The 19,108-nt window shown below is 59.8% G+C and carries 20 protein-coding genes; 6 read left to right on the top strand and 14 right to left on the bottom strand.

Annotated elements, in window-relative coordinates; all coding sequences use genetic code 11:
* Positions 1-79: 79 nt before the first annotated feature.
* The 9 genes from EAO39_RS06080 to EAO39_RS06040 form a co-directional block, all read right to left on the bottom strand.
* Entirely contained in the window at positions 80-1,063 is a 984-nt protein-coding gene (locus EAO39_RS06080; protein ID WP_120966616.1) for a FecR family protein, read from the bottom strand.
* The gene (locus EAO39_RS06075; protein ID WP_162989633.1) at positions 1,060-1,608 is read right to left on the bottom strand and encodes a sigma-70 family RNA polymerase sigma factor; all 549 of its coding nucleotides are present in this window, start codon (positions 1,606-1,608) and stop codon (positions 1,060-1,062) included. Before EAO39_RS06075 ends, EAO39_RS06080 begins: the two co-directional genes overlap by 4 nt.
* Positions 1,609-1,714: 106 nt before the next feature.
* Positions 1,715-1,969: a molybdopterin converting factor subunit 1 gene (gene moaD, locus EAO39_RS06070; RefSeq protein WP_120966615.1), complete on the bottom strand. Its 255-nt coding sequence runs from the start codon at positions 1,967-1,969 to the stop codon at positions 1,715-1,717.
* Positions 1,966-3,222 (bottom strand): gephyrin-like molybdotransferase Glp, encoded by a 1,257-nt coding sequence (glp, locus tag EAO39_RS06065; protein ID WP_120970750.1) that lies wholly within the window; start codon positions 3,220-3,222, stop codon positions 1,966-1,968. The genes moaD and glp overlap by 4 nt, the downstream gene beginning before the upstream one ends.
* A 14-nt stretch (positions 3,223-3,236) precedes the next feature.
* Complete coding sequence (mobB, locus tag EAO39_RS06060; protein ID WP_120966614.1) at positions 3,237-3,779, bottom strand: molybdopterin-guanine dinucleotide biosynthesis protein B; 543 nt, start codon at positions 3,777-3,779, stop codon at positions 3,237-3,239.
* A 141-nt stretch (positions 3,780-3,920) separates the two neighbouring features.
* Positions 3,921-5,345, bottom strand: coding sequence for a threonine synthase (thrC, locus tag EAO39_RS06055; RefSeq protein ID WP_120966613.1), 1,425 nt, complete (start codon positions 5,343-5,345; stop codon positions 3,921-3,923).
* Positions 5,346-5,503: 158 nt separating this feature from the next.
* Positions 5,504-6,703, bottom strand: a complete 1,200-nt coding sequence (locus EAO39_RS06050) for a hypothetical protein (protein WP_120966612.1) — start codon at positions 6,701-6,703, stop codon at positions 5,504-5,506.
* 95 nt (positions 6,704-6,798) lie between these two features.
* The gene (locus EAO39_RS06045; protein ID WP_120966611.1) at positions 6,799-8,133 is read right to left on the bottom strand and encodes a homoserine dehydrogenase; all 1,335 of its coding nucleotides are present in this window, start codon (positions 8,131-8,133) and stop codon (positions 6,799-6,801) included.
* A 71-nt stretch (positions 8,134-8,204) separates the two neighbouring features.
* On the bottom strand, positions 8,205-9,491 hold the full coding sequence (locus EAO39_RS06040; RefSeq protein ID WP_120966610.1) for a pyridoxal phosphate-dependent aminotransferase: 1,287 nt from the start codon (positions 9,489-9,491) through the stop codon (positions 8,205-8,207).
* Positions 9,492-9,659: 168 nt separating this feature from the next.
* On the opposite strand from EAO39_RS06040, the gene EAO39_RS06035 reads away from it, so the two are divergent.
* From EAO39_RS06035 to EAO39_RS06020, 4 genes are all read left to right on the top strand, one after another.
* Entirely contained in the window at positions 9,660-10,028 is a 369-nt protein-coding gene (locus tag EAO39_RS06035) for an Mth938-like domain-containing protein (RefSeq protein ID WP_120966609.1), read from the top strand.
* A 139-nt stretch (positions 10,029-10,167) separates the two neighbouring features.
* Entirely contained in the window at positions 10,168-10,656 is a 489-nt protein-coding gene (locus EAO39_RS06030) for a peroxiredoxin (protein WP_120966608.1), read from the top strand.
* Positions 10,657-10,881: 225 nt separating this feature from the next.
* Positions 10,882-12,606 carry a PhoH family protein gene (locus EAO39_RS06025; RefSeq protein ID WP_120966607.1) on the top strand — a complete coding sequence of 575 codons (1,725 nt, stop codon included), beginning with the start codon at positions 10,882-10,884 and terminating at the stop codon, positions 12,604-12,606.
* 3 nt (positions 12,607-12,609) lie between these two features.
* The gene (locus tag EAO39_RS06020; protein WP_120966606.1) at positions 12,610-13,017 is read left to right on the top strand and encodes a hypothetical protein; all 408 of its coding nucleotides are present in this window, start codon (positions 12,610-12,612) and stop codon (positions 13,015-13,017) included.
* A 154-nt stretch (positions 13,018-13,171) separates the two neighbouring features.
* On the opposite strand, the gene dnaB is transcribed toward EAO39_RS06020, so the two are convergent.
* The 5 genes from dnaB to rpsF all read right to left on the bottom strand — a co-directional run bounded on the left by dnaB (position 13,172) and on the right by rpsF (position 16,193).
* Entirely contained in the window at positions 13,172-14,605 is a 1,434-nt protein-coding gene (gene dnaB / locus EAO39_RS06015) for a replicative DNA helicase (protein ID WP_120966605.1), read from the bottom strand.
* Positions 14,606-14,754: 149 nt separating this feature from the next.
* Complete coding sequence (rplI, locus tag EAO39_RS06010) at positions 14,755-15,207, bottom strand: 50S ribosomal protein L9 (RefSeq protein WP_120966604.1); 453 nt, start codon at positions 15,205-15,207, stop codon at positions 14,755-14,757.
* Positions 15,208-15,218: 11 nt separating this feature from the next.
* Positions 15,219-15,500 (bottom strand): 30S ribosomal protein S18, encoded by a 282-nt coding sequence (rpsR, locus tag EAO39_RS06005; RefSeq protein ID WP_120966603.1) that lies wholly within the window; start codon positions 15,498-15,500, stop codon positions 15,219-15,221.
* Between the two features lie 18 nt (positions 15,501-15,518).
* Positions 15,519-15,809 carry a primosomal replication protein N gene (gene priB / locus EAO39_RS06000; RefSeq protein WP_120966602.1) on the bottom strand — a complete coding sequence of 97 codons (291 nt, stop codon included), beginning with the start codon at positions 15,807-15,809 and terminating at the stop codon, positions 15,519-15,521.
* 21 nt (positions 15,810-15,830) lie between these two features.
* Entirely contained in the window at positions 15,831-16,193 is a 363-nt protein-coding gene (gene rpsF / locus EAO39_RS05995; protein WP_120966601.1) for a 30S ribosomal protein S6, read from the bottom strand.
* Positions 16,194-16,473: 280 nt separating this feature from the next.
* On the opposite strand from rpsF, the gene grpE reads away from it, so the two are divergent.
* Entirely contained in the window at positions 16,474-17,019 is a 546-nt protein-coding gene (grpE, locus tag EAO39_RS05990) for a nucleotide exchange factor GrpE (protein WP_120966600.1), read from the top strand.
* A gap of 119 nt (positions 17,020-17,138) precedes the next feature.
* The gene (dnaK, locus tag EAO39_RS05985) at positions 17,139-19,082 is read left to right on the top strand and encodes a molecular chaperone DnaK (RefSeq protein ID WP_120966599.1); all 1,944 of its coding nucleotides are present in this window, start codon (positions 17,139-17,141) and stop codon (positions 19,080-19,082) included.
* Positions 19,083-19,108: the final 26 nt, after the last annotated feature.

The following is a 19,108-nucleotide window of genomic DNA, read 5'->3' as shown; positions in this document are numbered from 1 at the left end:
AGTGGATTCACATGACATGACAGGCGAGACCCGAAAACCAGACATGAAATTTCAATAAAATTTCCCGCTCGCTCTTGCACTAATCTTTTTCGGCAATCACCACCCAGTAAGGCGTGCGCATCTGCACCCTGATAGGCAAGGTGGAGGCAAGCAATTGCAGCACCTTGTCTGTATCGTTGATCTGAAAGATTCCGCTGACTCGCAACCCACTCACCTCGGGGTCGCAGCGCAGCAGCCCGGTTCGATAACGTGACAGCTCACTGATGAAGTCCTGCAAGCTCATCTCATCGGCATAGATGAAGCCTTGCTTCCAGGCCGCGACCTGCATATCGATCGCCGTCACAGCACCGATGAACTGGCTGCTGAATTGCAACTGCTCTCCAGCGTTGACCACGCGACTGGCCGTCAGCAGCGAAGGTGATACCCGCACAGAGCCCTCCAACACCGCAAGCCTGGTGCTTTGACTATCGGTACGAACCACGAAGCGCGTGCCCAGAGCCTCCATCAATCCCTGGGAAGTCTGTACCAGAAGTGGCCGGTGAACCGGCTGGGTATCCGGGGCGCTGTTCACCAGAATTTCTCCGCCGTGCTGCACGATCAGCCGTTGCCGGGCATCGAATTTCACACGGATGGTCGTCGCGGTATTGAGCGTGAGCTGTGAACCGTCGGCCAGCAAAATGTCACGCTGCTCCCCCGTCGCTGTGCGGTAGTCGCCCGCCCCAAGCTGCCACCACGGCTGTGCGCTCAAGCCCAGCCACACACCAGCGGGTACCACGGCCAAAGCGGCCACCAGGCGCAAAAGCGCACGCCGATTACTGGCCTGAATGCGCTGCCTGTCCAATACCGCCATGCCCACGGCGGGAGGCACCATGCCAAATTTATGGGCCAGCAACTGCGCCTGTGCCCACACCTGCCGGTGCGCCTCGCTTTGCTCTCGCCACTGCGCCAGACCGGCCTGGTCGTCCTGCGTGAACGAACCCGAATGCTGGCGTGCCAGCCACTGCGCAGCCTCATCCAGCAAATGGGATGAAAGAGAAGATGCAGGGGCCGACTTCGCGCTCATGCGACGATAGACTGCTCCGTGTCCAGCATCAATTGCAGACACTGCCTGAAGCCTTGCGCCATATACCGCGTCACCGTGCGTTCGCTGACGCGCAGCTGCGCTGCGATCTCGACATAGGAAAGACCTTCCAGCTGGCACAACAGAAAAGCGGTGCGAGCCTTGGCAGGCAGAGCATCGAGCAGAGCGTCGAGCTCACGCAAAGTTTCCAGCAGCAGGGCCCGGTGTTCCTCGGAAATAGCCAGTGGCTCTGGCATGGACTGCAGCGAAGCCATGTAGGCCCGCTCCAGTGACTGCCGCTCGTAATGATTGACGAGCAGCCGCTTCGCAACCGTGGTCAGATAGGCTCTTGGCTCACGCAGATCATTCAGACCGCCCCGCTCCGGCGTGTGATGCCCTTTGAGCACACGGACAAAGGTATCGTGCGCCAAATCCTCGGCATCACCGGCATTGCTCAGCCGGCGACTCAGCCATGCGCGCAGCCAGCCATGATGGCTTCTATACAAATGCTCCAGCGGCTGAGACCCGGTGGCAGGATGGGACACGATGGTTTGAGACTTGCCACCCAAGGCAATCACGAATAAGAATAAGTCTCATTTTATACAGCTACCGCACTCCATCGGCATCCTGTTGTCCGGTTGCGACGGATAGACCTCAGCCTCCTGTCACCGGCGGGAAAAACGCCACTTCATCGCCGCTCTTGAGCACTGCATCGCCCAGGCACATATCCTGGTTCAGCGCCATGCGCACGGCCTTGCCGTGGGCCAGCGCCTCGGCGGCGGAAGGGCTTTGCCCCATCAGCTCTTCGCGCAGCGCGCTCACGGTGGCGGCGGCGGTCTGGCGTTGCTCGCTGCCTGTGCCCATGGCTTCGCGAATCGATGCGAAATAACGCACGGTAATGGTGTTCATGCCATCAGCTCCGAAAACGGAATGAAGCTCACGCTGTCGCCCTCGGCAATCGTGGTGCCGGCGGGGTTGTCCACCACACCGTCACCCCAGGCGGTGGAGGTCAGAACGCCCGAACTCTGGTTTCTGAACAGCTCCAGCCCGCCATGCGCGTTGTAGCGCACGCGCAGGAATTCGCGGCGCTTGTCGCCCTTGGGCCAGACAAAATCGGCCCGCGCCTGTATGGCACGCGGCAGAACGTTCTGCACGCCTTGCAGGCGCAGCAGGAACGGGCGCACCAGCACCTGGAAGGTCACAAAGCTGGAGACGGGATTGCCGGGCAGGCCGATGAAATGGGCAAAGCCATGGTCTTTGCGGTTCACGCGGCCATAGGCAAACGGCTTGCCGGGCTTGATGCTGATCTGCCAGAGATCGAGCTGACCCAGCTGCTGCACGGCGGGCTTGATATGGTCTTCCTCGCCCACGGACACACCGCCGCTGGTGACGATCACATCATGATCTGCCGCCGCCTTGGCCAGCGCAGCCACAGTGGCCTCACGGTCGTCGGGAACAATGCCCAGATCCGTCACTTCACAGCCCATGCGCAGCAGCAGCGCACGCAGGAAAAAGCGGTTGCTGTTGTAGATGCTGCCAGGCTTCATGTCCTGCGGCGCCACGGTGCCGGGCATGACCAGCTCGTCGCCCGTGGAAAACATGGCCACGCGCGGTTTGCGCGCCACGGCCAGCGTGGCACAACCCATGCTGGCGGCCAGACCCAGATGGGCAGGTGCGAGGCGGGTGCCCGCCGCAATGACGGTGGCGCCTTGCTGGATATCATCACCCGAGAGGCGAATCCACTGTCCGGCCTCGGGCCTGGACTTGATGCGCACACGACCATCGTCCAGCACTTCGCAGTCTTCCTGCATGACGATGGCATCGGCTCCGGCCGGCACGGGCGCGCCCGTGAAGATGCGGGCCACCGTGCCTGCGGCCAGTGCATCCGGTGCCGTGCCGGCGGGTATGCGCTGGGAAACGGGCAGCACGGCATCGCCATCCGATCCCATGACTGCACATTCGGCCGCACGCACGGCATAGCCGTCCATGGCCGAGTTGTCCTGTGGCGGCACCTGCAGCGGCGAGACGGCGGCTTCCAGCAGCACGCGGCCGTCGGCATCAAAGGTATCGACCTGCTCGGAGCCCGTCAGCACCAGGGCGTGTGCCAGCAGCTCCTGCAAAGCCTCGTCCAGCGGTTTGAGGGGCTTGCGTGGTGTTTGCATTGCTTTGTCCTTGTTCAATTTCTGTACTCCAGCTGCGGGCCCCGGGCCAGCAGCCATTGCAGCACTTGCTCGGGCCGGTTCAAGTCCAGCACCGGCTGCGTGGGCAGCTGCGGCAAATCGGCGGCCGCATCGGTCGCCACCGCCAGCACCTGGGCATCCTGCGCATACAGCGGCTGCAGAGGCTTGCCGCTGTCCAGTCGGTCCTGCTGATGACGCCAGACCTCGATCCTGGGCAGATCGCCATGCTTGAAGCCCTCGACCAGCACCCAGTCCACTGCCGGATCCAGCTGGGCCAGCATCTGCTGCACCGACAGCTCCATGGGCTGCGGGTACTCGCGCATCAGCGCCAGACGCTGGTCGGAGGCCAGCAACACCTCATAGGCCCCGGCCTTGCGGTGACGCCAGCTATCCTTGCCCTCACGGTCCACATCGAAGTGGTGGTGGGCATGCTTGATGACCGAGACCTTGAGCCCACGCTGCGTCATCAGCGCCACCAGAGCCTCGACAAGCGTGGTCTTGCCCGCGCCCGAATATCCGGCAAAGCCTATGACTTTCATGCCAGCAGCATCCTGAAATACTCACAATTAGATAGCTTCATGTGCTTATGGTAATTGGACACAAAGCCAATTTAACTCTAGAAAATAGAAAAGCACCTGCAGCCGGGCTCCAGGTGCTTTCAAGCTTAACGCTGCCCCGTTTTACTTGCAGTTTTCAGCGATAAAGGCCTTGACCTTTTCCACATCGGAAGCCATCACCACCACGCGCTTGGGCAGGGCTTCGATGCCCTCAAACTTGGCAGGACGATCGGGCAAGCGGCCCAGGGCCTCCTCGATCGTGGCGGCGAACTTGATGGGCAAGGCGGTTTCCAGCACGATCATGGGCTGGCCATCCAGGTATTCGCGCGCCACCTTCACGCCATCGGCCGTGTGGGTGTCTATCATCTGACCGAAGCGCTGGTACGTGTCCTTGATCGTGGCCAGGCGATCGGCGTGCGTACTCTTGCCGCTCACAAAACCATATCGGGCAGCCGCGTCCTTGAAGGCTGGATCTGCGCTCAGGTCAAATTGACCGTCCTTGGCCACACCCTGGTCAAACAGCTGCTTGGTGCGCGCACCATCGCGGCCGACCAGGTCGAACACAAAGCGCTCGAAATTGCTGGCCTTGGAGATGTCCATCGAGGGGCTCGATGTCTCATAGGTGTTGGCCGCGCCGCGCACCTGATAGACGCCGGTACGGAAGAACTCGTCCAGCACATCGTTTTCGTTGGTGGCCACCACCAGCTTGGCAATCGGCAGACCCATCTGGCGTGCCACATGGCCGGCGCAGATGTTGCCGAAGTTGCCGCTGGGCACGGCAAAGCTCACTTTTTGCTCGTTCGAGCTGGTGGCTTGCAGATAGCCGGCAAAGTAATACACCACCTGGGCCAGCAGACGCGCCCAGTTGATGGAGTTGACGGTGCCGATCTTGTACTGGGCCTTGAAAGCGTGATCGTTGCTGACGGCCTTGACGATGTCCTGGCAGTCGTCAAACACGCCTTCGATGGCGATGTTGTGGATGTTTTCGTCCTGCAGGCTGAACATCTGTGCCTGCTGGAAGGGGCTCATGCGGCCGTGAGGGCTGGTCATGAAGACGCGCACGCCTTTTTTGCCGCGCATGGCGTATTCGGCCGCACTTCCGGTATCGCCGCTGGTGGCGCCCAGAATGTTCAGCTCTTCGCCGCGGCGGGCCAGTTCGTACTCGAACAGATTGCCCAGCAGTTGCATGGCCATGTCCTTGAAGGCCAGCGTGGGGCCGTTAGACAGGGCTTCGATATGCAGCATGCCTTCCAGCTGGCGCACGGGAACGATGGCCTCGGTGCCGAAGACTTCCTTGGTATAGGTCTTGGCGCACAGGGCACGCAGATCGTCGGCCGGAATGTCGTCGATGTACAGCGACAGAATCTCGAATGCCAGCGCGGCATAGCCCTGGGTGGCCAGGGTCTCGCGCAGCTGGCTCAGCTTGGCGTCGTCAATCTGGGGGTAGCTCTCGGGCAGGTACAGACCGCCATCGGGCGCCAAACCTGCCAGCAGAATGTCACAAAAACGCTTGCGGTCTGCGTGACCGCGGGTGGACAGATACAGCATCTCAAACTCGCCAAAAACTAAAATTCAAAACGGGCAGCCAAAACGGGCAGAACTTACGCCGCCAAGCGCAACATTATCGGTCAGCAGGCTTGCATTCACTAGGCGTAAATGCAGAGACCGGTCAACGCGGTTTCACCTGAACGGCTAGCTCAAGCCAATCAGGGCTGGAAATAGCGCTCTGCATCGGGCTTGAGATAGGGCTTCAGTTTCTTGAACGAAATATCAACCCCGCTGCCCAGACACGCACCCATGGCGTGGCCAATGCCCGAGATCACAAAGCTCATCTTGTCCGGCTTGTTCAGCATCAGCGCCATGTATTCAGGCAAAAAATCGTTGCATTCCCTGTCGTCATGTGGCTCGGATTGGCTGGCAAGGTACTTTTGAATGAAGCCCGACATCTGCGGGCTGAACTCCAGCCTGTACTCCCCATATTTCGCACCCTTGAACAGGCGTGTGAAGTCCATATAACCGCCGCGCAGCAAGTCCAGCACAAACGGATCGAAATGATTGTTGGGGTGAGCACCACCACATCCGTTGGAACCCGACTCCACCACGCTCATCAACGCAGTGGATAGGTAGCTGACCTTGATTTCTTCATTGTTGTAGTTGCCCAGCGAGCCTGCTTCCGGGCCGCTGCTCAGGTAAATCGAGCCCACACAGCCCAGCGCCTCCAGGCTCATGCCCCAGTGGCGCTGCTCCAGCACGGCATTGGTCCGGCTCAGAATTTTGGCATCAGGGTGGCGCGTAAGGCGTGGATACCAGAACTTGGTGCGTGGGTCCCGCACTAGGCGCCAGGCCAGCGATGGATTGATCACCACCTCTTTACCCTGCTCCAGCTTTTGCTCTGCCATTTTCAGATAGTCATAAGGCGTGCTTTGGGCAGAGAGGGCTACGCCTTGTGAAACACTGCTCCCGTAGCCTTGAACAATTGCATTGGTCACAGCCTCTACGCCTTGTGGCGCTATCTTTTCAGGATCGTACTTCGCAATGCGTTTAAGGCTTAGAGGCAGTTTTTTGCCTTGAAAGCCATCGACCCATTCCCCCACCAAAGCCTCACCCTGGAGGTGCAGCCGCCACTGCATGCTGCGCTGTTTGGCATCTGCAAACAAGGGCATATCCGTCTGAGCGCGACGCCATTCGTCATTGACGGGCAATGCTTCTGCCAGAGCGCCCAGCGCACCTTTGAGCGGGATATCGACGCCATTGCGCACATAAAAGTAACGCCCTTCGCGCTCACCGCCTGCCTTGGGCTGACCCAGCTCCATCACCACCTCCGCCCCACCCAGGGTGCCGCGATAGACATCTACGGGCGCAGCCTGCGCGCCCGTCGCCGCAAAAGCAAAAAAGGCCGGCGCCATGAGGCGCCAGCCTTTGAGTAAAGAAGCTCTGCCATACCGACACCGAAAGGGGAAAACTCCGGCTTGGGTGTCATCAGGCATTTGGCAGGTCTTTCTTAGTTCAGCTCTTCCTTGCGGATGCGGTTGATTGGCGCCAGCACGGTGGGCAGGCTCTGGATTTCGGCCAGCGCCTTGTCCATATCGCCTTCGCGCGTGTCGTGCGTGAGGATGATGAGGTCGGTCTGGGTCGAGCCCTCGCCACCCACTTCATCGGCTTCGCGCTGCAGCACGGCGTCGATGCTGATGCCGGTGTTGGCCAGAATACCGGTGATCTTGGCCAGCACGCCGGCTTCATCGGACACGCTGATGCGCAGGTAGTAGCTGGTCACCACTTCGCTCATGGGCAGCACGGGCAGATCCTTGCCGGCTTCGCGCAGCGTGTGGCTCTGGAAGGCCAGAGGCGGCACGCGATGGGCGGCGTCAGCGCCTTGCAGACGGGCGATGTCCACCAGATCGGCAATCACGGCCGAAGCGGTGGGCTCGGAGCCTGCGCCCTTGCCGTAGTACAAGGTCGTGCCCACGGCATCGCCATGCACGACCACGGCGTTCATCGCGCCTTCCACATTGGCGATCAGGCGCTTGGTAGGCACCAGCGAGGGGTGAACGCGCAGCTCGATGCCCTTGTCCGTGCGCTTGGTGATGCCCAGCAGCTTGATGCGGTAGCCCAGTTGCTCGGCGTACTTGATGTCGGCCGCAGACAGCTTGGTAATGCCTTCCACGTGCGCCTTGTCGAACTGCACGGGAATGCCGAAAGCGATGGCGCTCATCAGCGTGGCCTTGTGGGCGGCGTCCACGCCTTCGATGTCGAAGGTGGGGTCGGCTTCGGCGTAACCCAGACGCTGGGCTTCCTTGAGCACCACGTCAAAGTCCAGACCCTTGTCGCGCATTTCGGACAGGATGAAGTTGGTCGTGCCGTTGATGATGCCGGCCACCCACTGGATGGAGTTGGCGGTCAGACCTTCGCGCAGCGCCTTGATGATGGGAATGCCACCGGCCACAGCGGCTTCATAGGCCACGATCACGCCCTTCTCGGCCGCAGCCTTGAAGATTTCAGAGCCGTGCACGGCCAGCAGCGCCTTGTTGGCGGTGACCACATGCTTGCCGGCGGCAATTGCCTCCAGCACCAGGGCCTTGGCAATGCCGTAGCCGCCAATCAGCTCGACCACCACGTCGATCTCGGGGTTGGCGATGATTTCGCGGGCATCGCCCACCACCTTGGCCTTGTCACCCACCACGCTCTTGGCGCGCTCGGTATCCAAGTCGGCCACCATGGTAATTTCAATGCCACGACCCGCACGACGGCGAATCTCGTCTTGGTTGCGTTCCAGCACATTGAAAGTACCGCTGCCCACGGTGCCAATGCCTAACAGGCCTACTTGGATTGGTTTCATAAACTACTTCAGGTCAAAAAAACGCTTGAGCCCTTGATTGACAAGCGCTTCAAGCTATCAAAAAGAAAGTGTTACGCGGCTTTTTCAGCCTTGCTTGCCTTGAGCACCCTGGCGTCGACCGCCTTGGGCCTGTCGGTGCCGTGGCGCTTGCGGTACTTCTCGAGGAAGGAGGCCAGACGGTTGATGGCTTCGCGCAGATCGGCGTTATGCGGCAAAAAGACGATCCGGAAGTGATCGGGGTTGGGCCAGTTGAAGCCCGTGCCCTGCACCAGCATCACCTTGGTTTCCTGCAGCACCTCGAGGAAGAACTCCTGGTCGTCCTTGATGGGATAGACCTCGGGGTCCAGGCGCGGGAACATGTACAACGCGCCCTGGGGTTTGACACAGCTCACGCCGGGAATGGCGTTGATCAGCTCCCAGGCCAGATCGCGCTGCACGCGCAAACGGCCGCCTTCCTGCACCAGTTCGTCAATGCTCTGGTGACCGCCCAGGGCCGTCTGCACGGCCCACTGGCCGGGCACGTTGGCGCACAGACGCATGTTCGAGAGCATGTTCAGGCCCTCGATGTAATCCTTGGCAGGCTTTTTGTCGCCCGAAATCACCATCCAGCCCGCACGGTAGCCGCAGGAGCGGTAAGCCTTGGACAGGGAGTTGAAGGTCAGAGTCAACACGTCGATGGACAGGCTGGCCAGCGGCACGTGCTTGGCATCGTCGTACAACACCTTGTCATAGACCTCGTCGGCAAAGATGACCAAGCCGTGCTCGCGCGCCACCTCCACGATTTCCAGCAGCAGCTCCTTGGAGTACAGCGCGCCCGTGGGATTGTTGGGGTTGATGACCACAATGCCCTTGGTGCGCGGCGTGACCTTGCTGCGCAAATCCTTCATATCGGGCATCCAGCCATTGGCCTCGTCGCACATATAGTGCACGGGCGTGCCGCCCGAGAGACTGGTGGCCGCCGTCCACAGCGGATAGTCGGGGGCCGGCACCAACATTTCATCGCCGGTATCCAGCAAGGCATTGGTGGCCAGGCTGATCAGCTCGGAGGCGCCGTTGCCCAGATAGATATCGTCCAGCGTCACGCCCTTGATGCCCTGATGCTGGGTTTCGTGCATCACGGCCTTGCGGGCGGCAAAGATACCCTTGCTGTCGGAGTAACCGGCCGAGTTGGGCAGGTTGCGGATCATGTCCTGCTGGACTTCCTCGGGCGCATCGAAGCCAAACACGGCCAGATTGCCGATATTGAGCTTGATGATCTTCTGGCCATCGTCTTCCATCTTCTTCGCCGCGTCCATGATCGGCCCGCGGATGTCATAACAGACGTTGGCAAGTTTGGCGGATTTTTGAACGGTTTTCATGCGAATGAAGGGGGTAAGGATTTCAAGCACGCCATGATGCACGTTACACCACGGTGAAACCTATAATTTGACCACAGTTCCGCCGAGCAGCAATGTCCCCACCCTCGCTGCATGGAGACCCCAGCCATCGCCCCCGCAATCGCCTCCGATTGCGCACACTCTTGCACCATGAAATTCCAGGCCGACAAATCCGACGCGCAATCCATCACCGGCTATGGCCCGGGCTGGCTGGCGGTAGACAAGCAAAACTACGCGCACAGCCTGCTGCTGGGCTCACACGGCCTGCTCAAGGAATGGAATTGCCGAAAATTCGAGGATCTGACTGCCGAGCACTTTGAAGAGCTGGCAAAGCTCGATGCGGAAGTCATCATTTTTGGCAGCGGCAGCAAGAACCGCTTTCCGCCGCCCGCCTGGCTCAAGCCTTTGATGGCCAGACGTCTGGGCCTGGAAACCATGGATACCCCAGCAGCCTGTAGGACATATAACATCCTTTCTGGCGAAGGCCGTAACGTGGTTGCGGCCCTACTCTTGGAGTAGACTCCTCGCCCCTCATTGAGGCAAATACGTATTTCAGGGTAAAATCGCAGGCTGCGGCTGGGGGTAATTCGCAACAAAAATAACAATATCGACGAACACCCTCGGCATTTCAACGAATACACCCGAGAGATACAAGCGCATGGCTATCGTTGTCAACAAACCCCTTCCCGAATTCGAAGCCAACGCAACCGGCGGGATCAAGGTGTCCAACACCTCCCATACAGGCCAGATTCTGATCCTGTATTTCTACCCCAAGGACAATACGCCCGGTTGTACCACGGAAGCTATGCAGTTCCGCGACAAGTACAAGGACTTTGTGAAGGCCGGTGCTACGGTGTTCGGTGTGTCTCGCGACAACATGAATTCGCACAACGACTTCAAGGGCAAGCTTGAGCTGCCCTTCGAGTTGATCGCCGATACCGAAGAAAAGATGTGTCACATGTTCGGCGTGGTCAAGAACAAGATCATGTACGGCAAGAAGGTCAAGGGCATCGAGCGCTCCACCTTCCTGGTCGGCGCAGACGGCCTGCTGGCACAAGAGTGGCGCGGCCTCAAGGTTCCCGGCCACGTGGACGAAGTGCTCGCGGCGGTCAAAGCCATGAAGACACAAGACAAAAAGGTTGCCTAAACCCGCGCCTTGAGACTTTGAAACACCGACACACCGTGATTCAAAGTCTTTATCGTGCTGCAGCTGCCAAGAATCGAGAAATCTGCCCTTCAAGGCAGCTGAGCTATGCATAATGGGCCCATGCCCCAGTGCTACAGAGTTTCTCTTTTTCACCCGATCAAAGCCGCCTTGGTTTCCAGGCGGCTTTGTGCTTTTTGACCCTTGTTGAGGAACGGTTCGTCCACTATGCCCCTGCCTCCCGCACCCGGCCACCGCGCCGCAAAGCTTTCCGCAGAAGCCTTTTTGTCCAGCCACAATCCCAAGAATGTGGCGGCAGTCAACGACGATCTGAATACCGCTGCAACGGCCACGCCGGCCGCTGCAGCCAACGGCAAGGCGCGCCGCAGCACGCCCGCCGCCAGCGCCCAAGCGGCTCCGGCAACAAACTCCGCCACCAGAGCGCGCGGCCGCAAGACGCCAGACACGAGCCCGGCAGCTCCAGCGGCCACAGCTGCGGCCAGCTCCGCCACGCCTACAGGCAAGAGTGCCACGCGCCGCGCGCGCAACTCGCGCTCCGGCCCCAAGACGCTGTTCGTGCTGGACACCAATGTGCTGCTGCACGATCCGTCCAGCCTGTTCCGCTTTGAGGAACACGACATCTTCCTGCCCATGGTGGTGCTGGAGGAGCTGGACAACCACAAAAAGGGCATGACCGAAGTGGCGCGAAACGGCCGCCAGGTCAGCCGCACGCTGGATTCGCTGGTAGCCTCCCAGCCCGCCGACGGCCTGGACAAGGGCTTGCCTTTGAATGCCACCGGCCAGCGCAGCGCTCTGGGGACACTGTACTTCCAGACCCATGCACTGACCGCTGCCCTGCCCGACAGCCTGCCCCAGGGCAAGGCCGACAACCAGATCCTGGGCGTGGTAGCGGCTTTGCGCGAACAGCACAAGGAACGCGAAGTTGTACTGGTGTCCAAGGACATCAATATGCGGGTCAAGGCCCGCGCCCTGGGCCTGGCCGCCGAGGACTACCAGAACGACAAGGTACTGGAAGACGGCGATCTGCTGTATTCCGGCGCCATGGCCCTGCCCCGCGATTTCTGGGCCAAGGCCGGCAAGCATGTGGAAAGCTGGCAGGAAGGCGCCATCACCTATTACCGCGTCAGCGGCTCGGTGGTGGACCAGCTAATGATCAATCAGTTCGTCTACTACGAGGCACCGGGCGAGCCCAACCTCTATATGCGCGTGACCGAAATCCGCGACAAGACAGCGGTGCTCAAGACCTTGCGCGATTTCGGCAATCCCAAGAATGCCGTCTGGGGCGTGTCCACGCGCAACCGCGAGCAGAACTTCGCCATGAATCTGCTGGTCAACCCCGAGGTGGACTTTGTCACCCTCACCGGCACGGCCGGCACCGGCAAGACCTTGCTGGCCCTGGCCGCCGGTCTGGCCCAGGTGCTGGACGAGCGCCGCTATACCGAAATCATCATGACCCGCGCCACCGTGAGCGTGGGCGAGGACATCGGTTTTCTGCCCGGCACGGAAGAGGAAAAGATGGGGCCCTGGATGGGCGCCCTGGACGACAACCTGGAGTTCCTGGCCAAGGGCGACGGCGGCAACGCCGGCGAATGGGGGCGCGCAGCCACCAATGAGCTGATCCGCAGCCGCATCAAGATCAAGAGCATGAACTTCATGCGCGGTCGTACCTTCCTGAATAAGTACGTGATCATCGACGAGGCGCAAAACCTGACCTCCAAGCAGATGAAGACCTTGATCACCCGTGCCGGCCCCGGCACCAAGATCATCTGCATGGGCAATCTGGCGCAGATCGACACCCCCTACCTGACCGAAGGCAGCTCGGGCCTGACCTATGTGGTAGACCGCTTCAAGGGCTGGCCCCACAGCGGCCACATCACGCTGGCACGCGGCGAACGCTCACGTCTGGCGGACTTTGCCAGCGAGGTGCTCTAAGCCATGGCGATCAGCTGGATCAGCGCACTCAAAATGGTCCCCTGGGGCGATGTGATCAAGGCCACCCCCCAGGTGGTCAAAGCCGCCCAGGGTCTTCTGAAGAAAAAAGAGGACCAGGCCGAAGCCCATGCCCAGAGCGATGCCGCCCTGCAGGCCAGCCAGCGCCTGTCGCCGCCCCAGTCTTCGGGCGAGCAGGCCTTGCTGCTGATTCGTGGCCTGGACGCGCGCATTGACCAGCTGGAGCAATCCCAGCGCCAGTCGCTGGAGATCATCGAGAAGCTGGCCCAGCAAAATGCACAGGTGGTAGCCACCGTGGGCGCTTTGCGCATTGGCGCCCAGCGCCTGGCCTGGGCTTGCGGCGTGCTGGCGGCAAGCCTGATAGGCCTGAGCATTTACGTGCTGCGCAGCTGAAACGCTGACTCGACAAGCCAAAGCCCGCAGGCATCATGCCTTGCGGGCTTTTTTATGGATGTAAATTAATGAGCTATCAGCGCACAGCAATCATAGACTTCAGAATGAAAACAATCTGAAATCCTTTGAAGCACTACGCTAGCAGCTATGCTTTTTAATACTCGTCGCTGCCGTAGCCGGCAGCCAGATTCTCGAAGCGCGTCTGGTTCTTCTGGAAGTAGAGCTTGCAGGTGCCCGTGGGGCCGTTACGCTGCTTGCCGATGATGACCTCGGCAATGTTCTGCTCCTTGGACTCTTTGTTGTAATAGTCGTCACGGTAGATGAACATTATGATGTCAGCATCCTGCTCGATGGCGCCCGATTCGCGCAGGTCGGACATCATGGGGCGCTTGTCGGTGCGCTGCTCCACCGAGCGATTGAGCTGGGACAGTGCAATCACCGGGCATTGCAGCTCCTTGGCCAGCATCTTCAAGCCCCGGGAGATTTCACCCAGCTCCGTCGCCCGATTGTCCGAGCTGGCGGCCGAGCCCGAACCGCTCATCAGCTGCAAATAGTCGACCACGATCAGACCCAGCTTGCCGCACTGGCGCGCCAGACGACGGGCGTTGGCACGCAGCTCGGTGGGCGAGAGGCCAGGCGTCTCGTCAATGTGCAGCGACACAGTGCGCAGGCGCTCAATGGCCTCGGTCAGACGCGGCCACTCATCGTCGTTGAGCTTGCCAGTGCGCAAATTGCCCTGGTTGACGCGGCCGATGGAACCCACGATACGCACGGCCAGCTGGGCCGCCCCCATTTCCATGGAGAAGATGGCAACCGGCAGGCCTTCGTTAAGCGCCACATGCTCGGCAATATTCACCGCAAACGAGGTCTTACCCATGGAGGGACGCGCCGCCAGCACCACCAGGTCACCGGCCTGCAGACCCGAGGTCATGCGATCCAGGTCGACAAAGCCCGTGGGCACGCCGGTCACGTCCATGGGGTTGTCGGCCATCTCCTGAACCCGGTCCAGCAAGTCCACCACCAGGGTGTCAAGCGACTGAAAGCCCTGCTTCATGCGCGAGCCTTCTTCGCCGATGGCCAGAATCTTCTGTTCGGCCTCGTCCAGAATCCGCTCCACCGTCTTGCCCTGCGGATTGAAGGCATTGGTGGCAATGTCATCGCTGGCAGTTACCAGCTTGCGCAAGATGCCGCGCTCGCGCACGATTTCCGCATAGCGGCGGATATTGGTGGCGCTGGGCACATATTGGGCCAGCTGGTTCAGATACAGCAGGCCACCGATTTCCTCGGCCTTGCCCATGCCCTGCAGGTGCTCGTACACCGTAATCACGTCTGCAGGCTTGCTGGCATTGATCAGCTTGGCAATCGCCTCGTAAATCAGCTTGTGCTCGTGGCGGTAGAAGTCACCCCCACCCAGCAAGTCACCTACCCGCTCCCAGGCACTGTTATCGAGCAGCAGACCGCCGAGCACGCTGGATTCGGACTCCATGGAGTGCGGCGGCACGCGCAGCTGCGCCACCTGCTGGTCCGCGATGGGCGGCACCGGCGCGAAAGCATCATCAAGATCAAGCGGGGGCATTACAGACGACATGAAATTCCTAGAGACAGCCTTGCATCGTAGCGGGAGGCAGAAGCTTAGTCACTCCAGGGTGACTATAAAAACAGGCGCAAGATATTGCCGCCAAAAACAAAAAACCGCCCGAAGGCGGCTTTTTGTCATCGCTGAAGAAACTTCAGGGATTAGGAGTGGTCGCCGTACACCGACACGGAGACTTCTGCAGCCACATCAGTGTGCAGAGCCACCACGACAGTAGCGTCGCCAACCATCTTCAGAGGACCGTTAGGCATACGCACTTGCGACTTGTTCACTGGGAAGCCGGCCTTGACCAGTTCTTCAGCGATGTCGGCATTGGTGATGGAACCGAACAAACGGCCATCAACGCCAGCCTTTTGCGTGATCTTCACAGCAGCGCCGTTGAGCTTTTCGCTCAGGGCTTGGGCAGCAGCCAGCTTTTCAGCAGCAGCCTTTTCCAGTTCCACGCGCTTGGCTTCGAATTCAGCCTTGGCAGCAGCCGTGGCGCGGCGAGCAGAGCCCGTAGGAATCAGGAAGTTGCGAGCGTAGCCGTCCTTGACCTTGACGATATCGCCCAGGTTACCCAGGTTAACAACCTTGTCGAGCAGAATGATTTGCATGTTCGTGCTCCTTAGATCTTGTGCTGGTCAGAGTAAGGAACCAGAGCCAGGAAGCGAGCGCGCTTGATGGCAGTGTTCAACTGACGTTGATAGATGGCGCGTGTACCAGTCAGACGTGCGGGCACAATCTTGCCGTTTTCGCCGATGAAGTCACGCAGGGTGTCCACATCCTTGTAGTCGATTTCTTCGACGTTGGCGACGGTGAAGCGGCAGAAGCGCTTGCGCTTGAACAGCAGCGACTGGGTGTTGCGCTTAGGACGCTTGTCCTTGTTGAATTTCTTGAACGTGGCCATTGCTGGACCTCTTGAAAATTAGTTTTGTTGAATGTCCTGAATGTGCAGAACCAGCATCTTGGTGTTACGCGGAGTTGCCAGAAAGCCTTGAAAGCTCCATTGACTACCCGGTGCCTGGCGGGCCAGCTTTTCAGCCAGCGGACCAAAGGCCACAGCCTTGACAGATGCCATCACGTTGCGTGCACTGCCGGCTTCCTGTTGCTGCGAACTGTGTTCGATACGCAAATCAAGGGCAGGCAATCCGGCGGGGGTGTAACGCAGAGCATTCAGCTCGGCGAGGGTTCCCGTCAAAGCAACGTGGTTTTGCACTCCTTCAGAGTTACTTGATGCTTAGGCGTGCTCGGCTTGATTAGCCTTGCGTGCTTCTTCGCGCTCAACCGTCTTCATCATGGAGGAAGGAGCTGTATCAGCCTTCTTCTTTTGAACAGTCAGGTGACGCAGCACTGCATCGTTGAACTTGAAGGCATGTTCCAGTTCAGCCATCACAGCCTGGTCGGCTTCGATGTTCAGGCACATGTAATGAGCCTTGGCGAGCTTGTTGATCATGTAAGCCAGCTGACGACGGCCCCAGTCTTCTTCGCGATGCACCTTACCGCCACCAGCGGCAATCATGCCCTTGTAGCGTTCCAGCATGGCGGGAACTTGCTCGCTCTGATCCGGATGGATCAACAAAATGATTTCGTAATGACGCATCACAACTCCTTTTGGGAAAACGCCGCCCACTGCGTCTTGTAGTGGTGCGGCAAGGCAAAACGTTAGATTCTAGCGTACCCGTCCAGTGTCTGTACACTTGAGGCCGCATAAACCCGGTGTTGCTGCCGGGGTAACCTCACCAGAGACCTTCTGGAATGCAGTCGCAGCACGGCAGCTGACAACTGCGCGCCCCATCACCCTGGCAAGGCTTGAAATTGTGCCTGCTATGCCTATCTGGTGAAGGAATCGTCTTTAGTTACTTGATTGAAGCCCTCTGACTATGTCTGAAAACAACAAACTCAACCCTTTGCACGACGCAGCCCCCGAGGAAATCGAGGCTGCCATGGCCGCCAATGCTTCGGACGAGGTGGAACGTCTGAAGGCCGAGCTGGAAGAACTCAAAGCCAAGAGCAGCGAACTGGCCGACCAGTACCTGCGCGCCAAGGCCGAAGCCGAGAATGTGCGCCGCCGCGCCGATGACGACGTGAGCAAGGCCCGCAAGTTCGGCATCGAAAGCTTTGCCGAAAGCCTGCTGCCCGTGTGCGACAGCCTGGACGCCGCTCTGGGCATCCAGAACGCTACGCCCGAGCAACTGCGCGAAGGCGCCGACGCTACCTTGCGCCAGCTGACGCAGGCCCTGGAGCGCAACAAGGTCATCGCCATCAACCCGGCCGCCGGCGAGAAGTTCGACCCTCACTATCACCAGGCCATCAGCATGGTGCCTGCCGAGCAGCCCGCCAACACCGTGGTGAGCGTGCTGCAAAAAGGCTACATGATTGCCGACCGCATTCTGCGCCCCGCCCTGGTGACAGTGGCCCAGAGCTAAAGCGGCGCCAGGTAACTTGTGCGGCGCAGCACAAATTTGTGAGTGACGGCTCTTGAAGCCGCCCGCAACGCCCACAAGTGACTAATCAAGCAAATATTCAACAAATTACGGAGAAAAACATGGGAAAAATTATCGGTATTGACCTGGGCACCACCAATAGCTGCGTGGCCATCATGGACGGCAACACCACACGTGTGATCGAGAACAGCGAAGGCGCTCGCACCACACCTTCCATCGTTGCCTATCAAGAAGACGGCGAAATCCTGGTCGGCGCATCCGCCAAGCGCCAGGCCGTCACCAACCCCCGAAACACCATCTACGCTGCCAAGCGTCTGATCGGTCGCAAGTTTGACGAAGCCGAAGTGCAAAAAGACATCGCTCTGATGCCCTTCCAGATCGTCAAGGCCGACAACGGCGACGCCTGGGTGCAAGTGCGCGACCAGAAGCTGGCCGCCCCCCAGATCAGCGCCGAAGTGCTGCGCAAGATGAAGAAGACCGCCGAGGACTTCCTGGGCGAGCCCGTGACCGAGGCCGTCATCACCGTGCCCGCCTACTTCAACGACGCTCAGCGCCAGGCCACCAAGGACGCTGGCCGCATCGCCGGTCTGGAAGTCAAGCGCATCATCAACGAGCCTACCGCTGCGGCTCTGGCCTTTGGCCTGGACAAGGCTGGCAAGGGCGACCGCAAGGTGGCCGTGTATGACCTGGGTGGTGGTACGTTCGACGTTTCCATCATCGAAATCGCCGACGTGGACGGCGAAAAGCAGTTCGAAGTGCTGTCGACCAATGGCGACACCTTCCTGGGCGGCGAAGACTTCGACCAACGCGTCATCGAGTACATCATCTCCGAGTTCAAGAAGGAACAAGGCGTTGACCTGTCCAAGGACGTGCTGGCCCTGCAACGCCTGAAGGAAGCTGCCGAAAAGGCCAAGATCGAACTGTCGAACTCGGCCCAGACCGACATCAACCTGCCCTACATCACGGCTGACGCTTCGGGTCCCAAGCACCTGAACATCAAGCTGACGCGCGCCAAGCTGGAATCGCTGGTGGAAGAGCTGATCGAGCGCACCATCGCTCCTTGCCGCACGGCCATCAAGGATGCAGGCATCTCCGTCTCCGACATCGATGACATCATCCTGGTCGGCGGTATGAGCCGCATGCCCAAGGTGCAGGAAAAGGTCAAGGAATTCTTCGGCAAGGAACCCCGCAAGGACGTGAACCCTGACGAAGCCGTGGCCGTGGGTGCTGCCGTGCAAGGCCAGGTGCTGGGTGGCGAGCGTTCCGACGTGCTGCTGCTGGACGTGACTCCTCTGTCTCTGGGTATCGAAACCCTGGGCGGCGTCATGACCAAGATGATCACCAAGAACACGACCATTCCTACGAAGTTCGCACAGACCTTCTCGACGGCCGAAGACAACCAACCCGCCGTGACCATCAAGGTGTTCCAGGGCGAGCGCGAAATGGCTTCGGGCAACAAGCTGCTGGGCGAGTTCAACCTGGAAGGCATCCCACCTTCGGGCCGTGGCATCCCTCAGATCGAAGTGACGTTCGACATCGACGCCAACGGTATCTTGAACGTCTCTGCCAAGGACAAAGCGTCCGGCAAGGAAAACAAGATCACCATCAAGGCCAACTCCGGCCTGTCGGATGAAGAAATCCAGAAGATGGTCAAGGACGCCGAACTCAACGCCGCCGACGACAAGAAGAAACTGGAACTGGTGCAAGCCAAGAACCAGGGTGAAGCTGCCGTCCACAGCGTGACCAAGAGCCTGGCCGAGCACGGCGACAAGCTCGATGCCGCTGAGAAGTCGGCCATCGAAGCTTCCGTGAAGGAACTCGAAGAAGCCTTGAAGGGCGAGGACAAGGACGCCATCGACGCCAAGACCACGGCTTTGATGACCACCAGCCAGAAGCTGGGCGAGAAGATGTATGCCGACGCACAAGCCGCTGCCGGCGGTGCGCAAGCCTCCGCTGCCAGTGCAGCCAGCGCCACCGGTGCATCCTCCGCCGCGGCCGACGACAACGTGGTCGACGCCGAAGTCAAGGAAGTCAAGAAGGACTAAGCGCGGGCTGGTTGTTGCCTGAGCAC

The sequence above is a fragment of the Comamonas sp. lk genome (assembly GCF_900564145.1).
Taxonomy (GTDB): Bacteria; Pseudomonadota; Gammaproteobacteria; order Burkholderiales; family Burkholderiaceae_C; genus Comamonas.
Note: the sequence above shows the minus strand (reverse complement) of the source record. Positions and strands in the feature narration are given on the sequence as shown.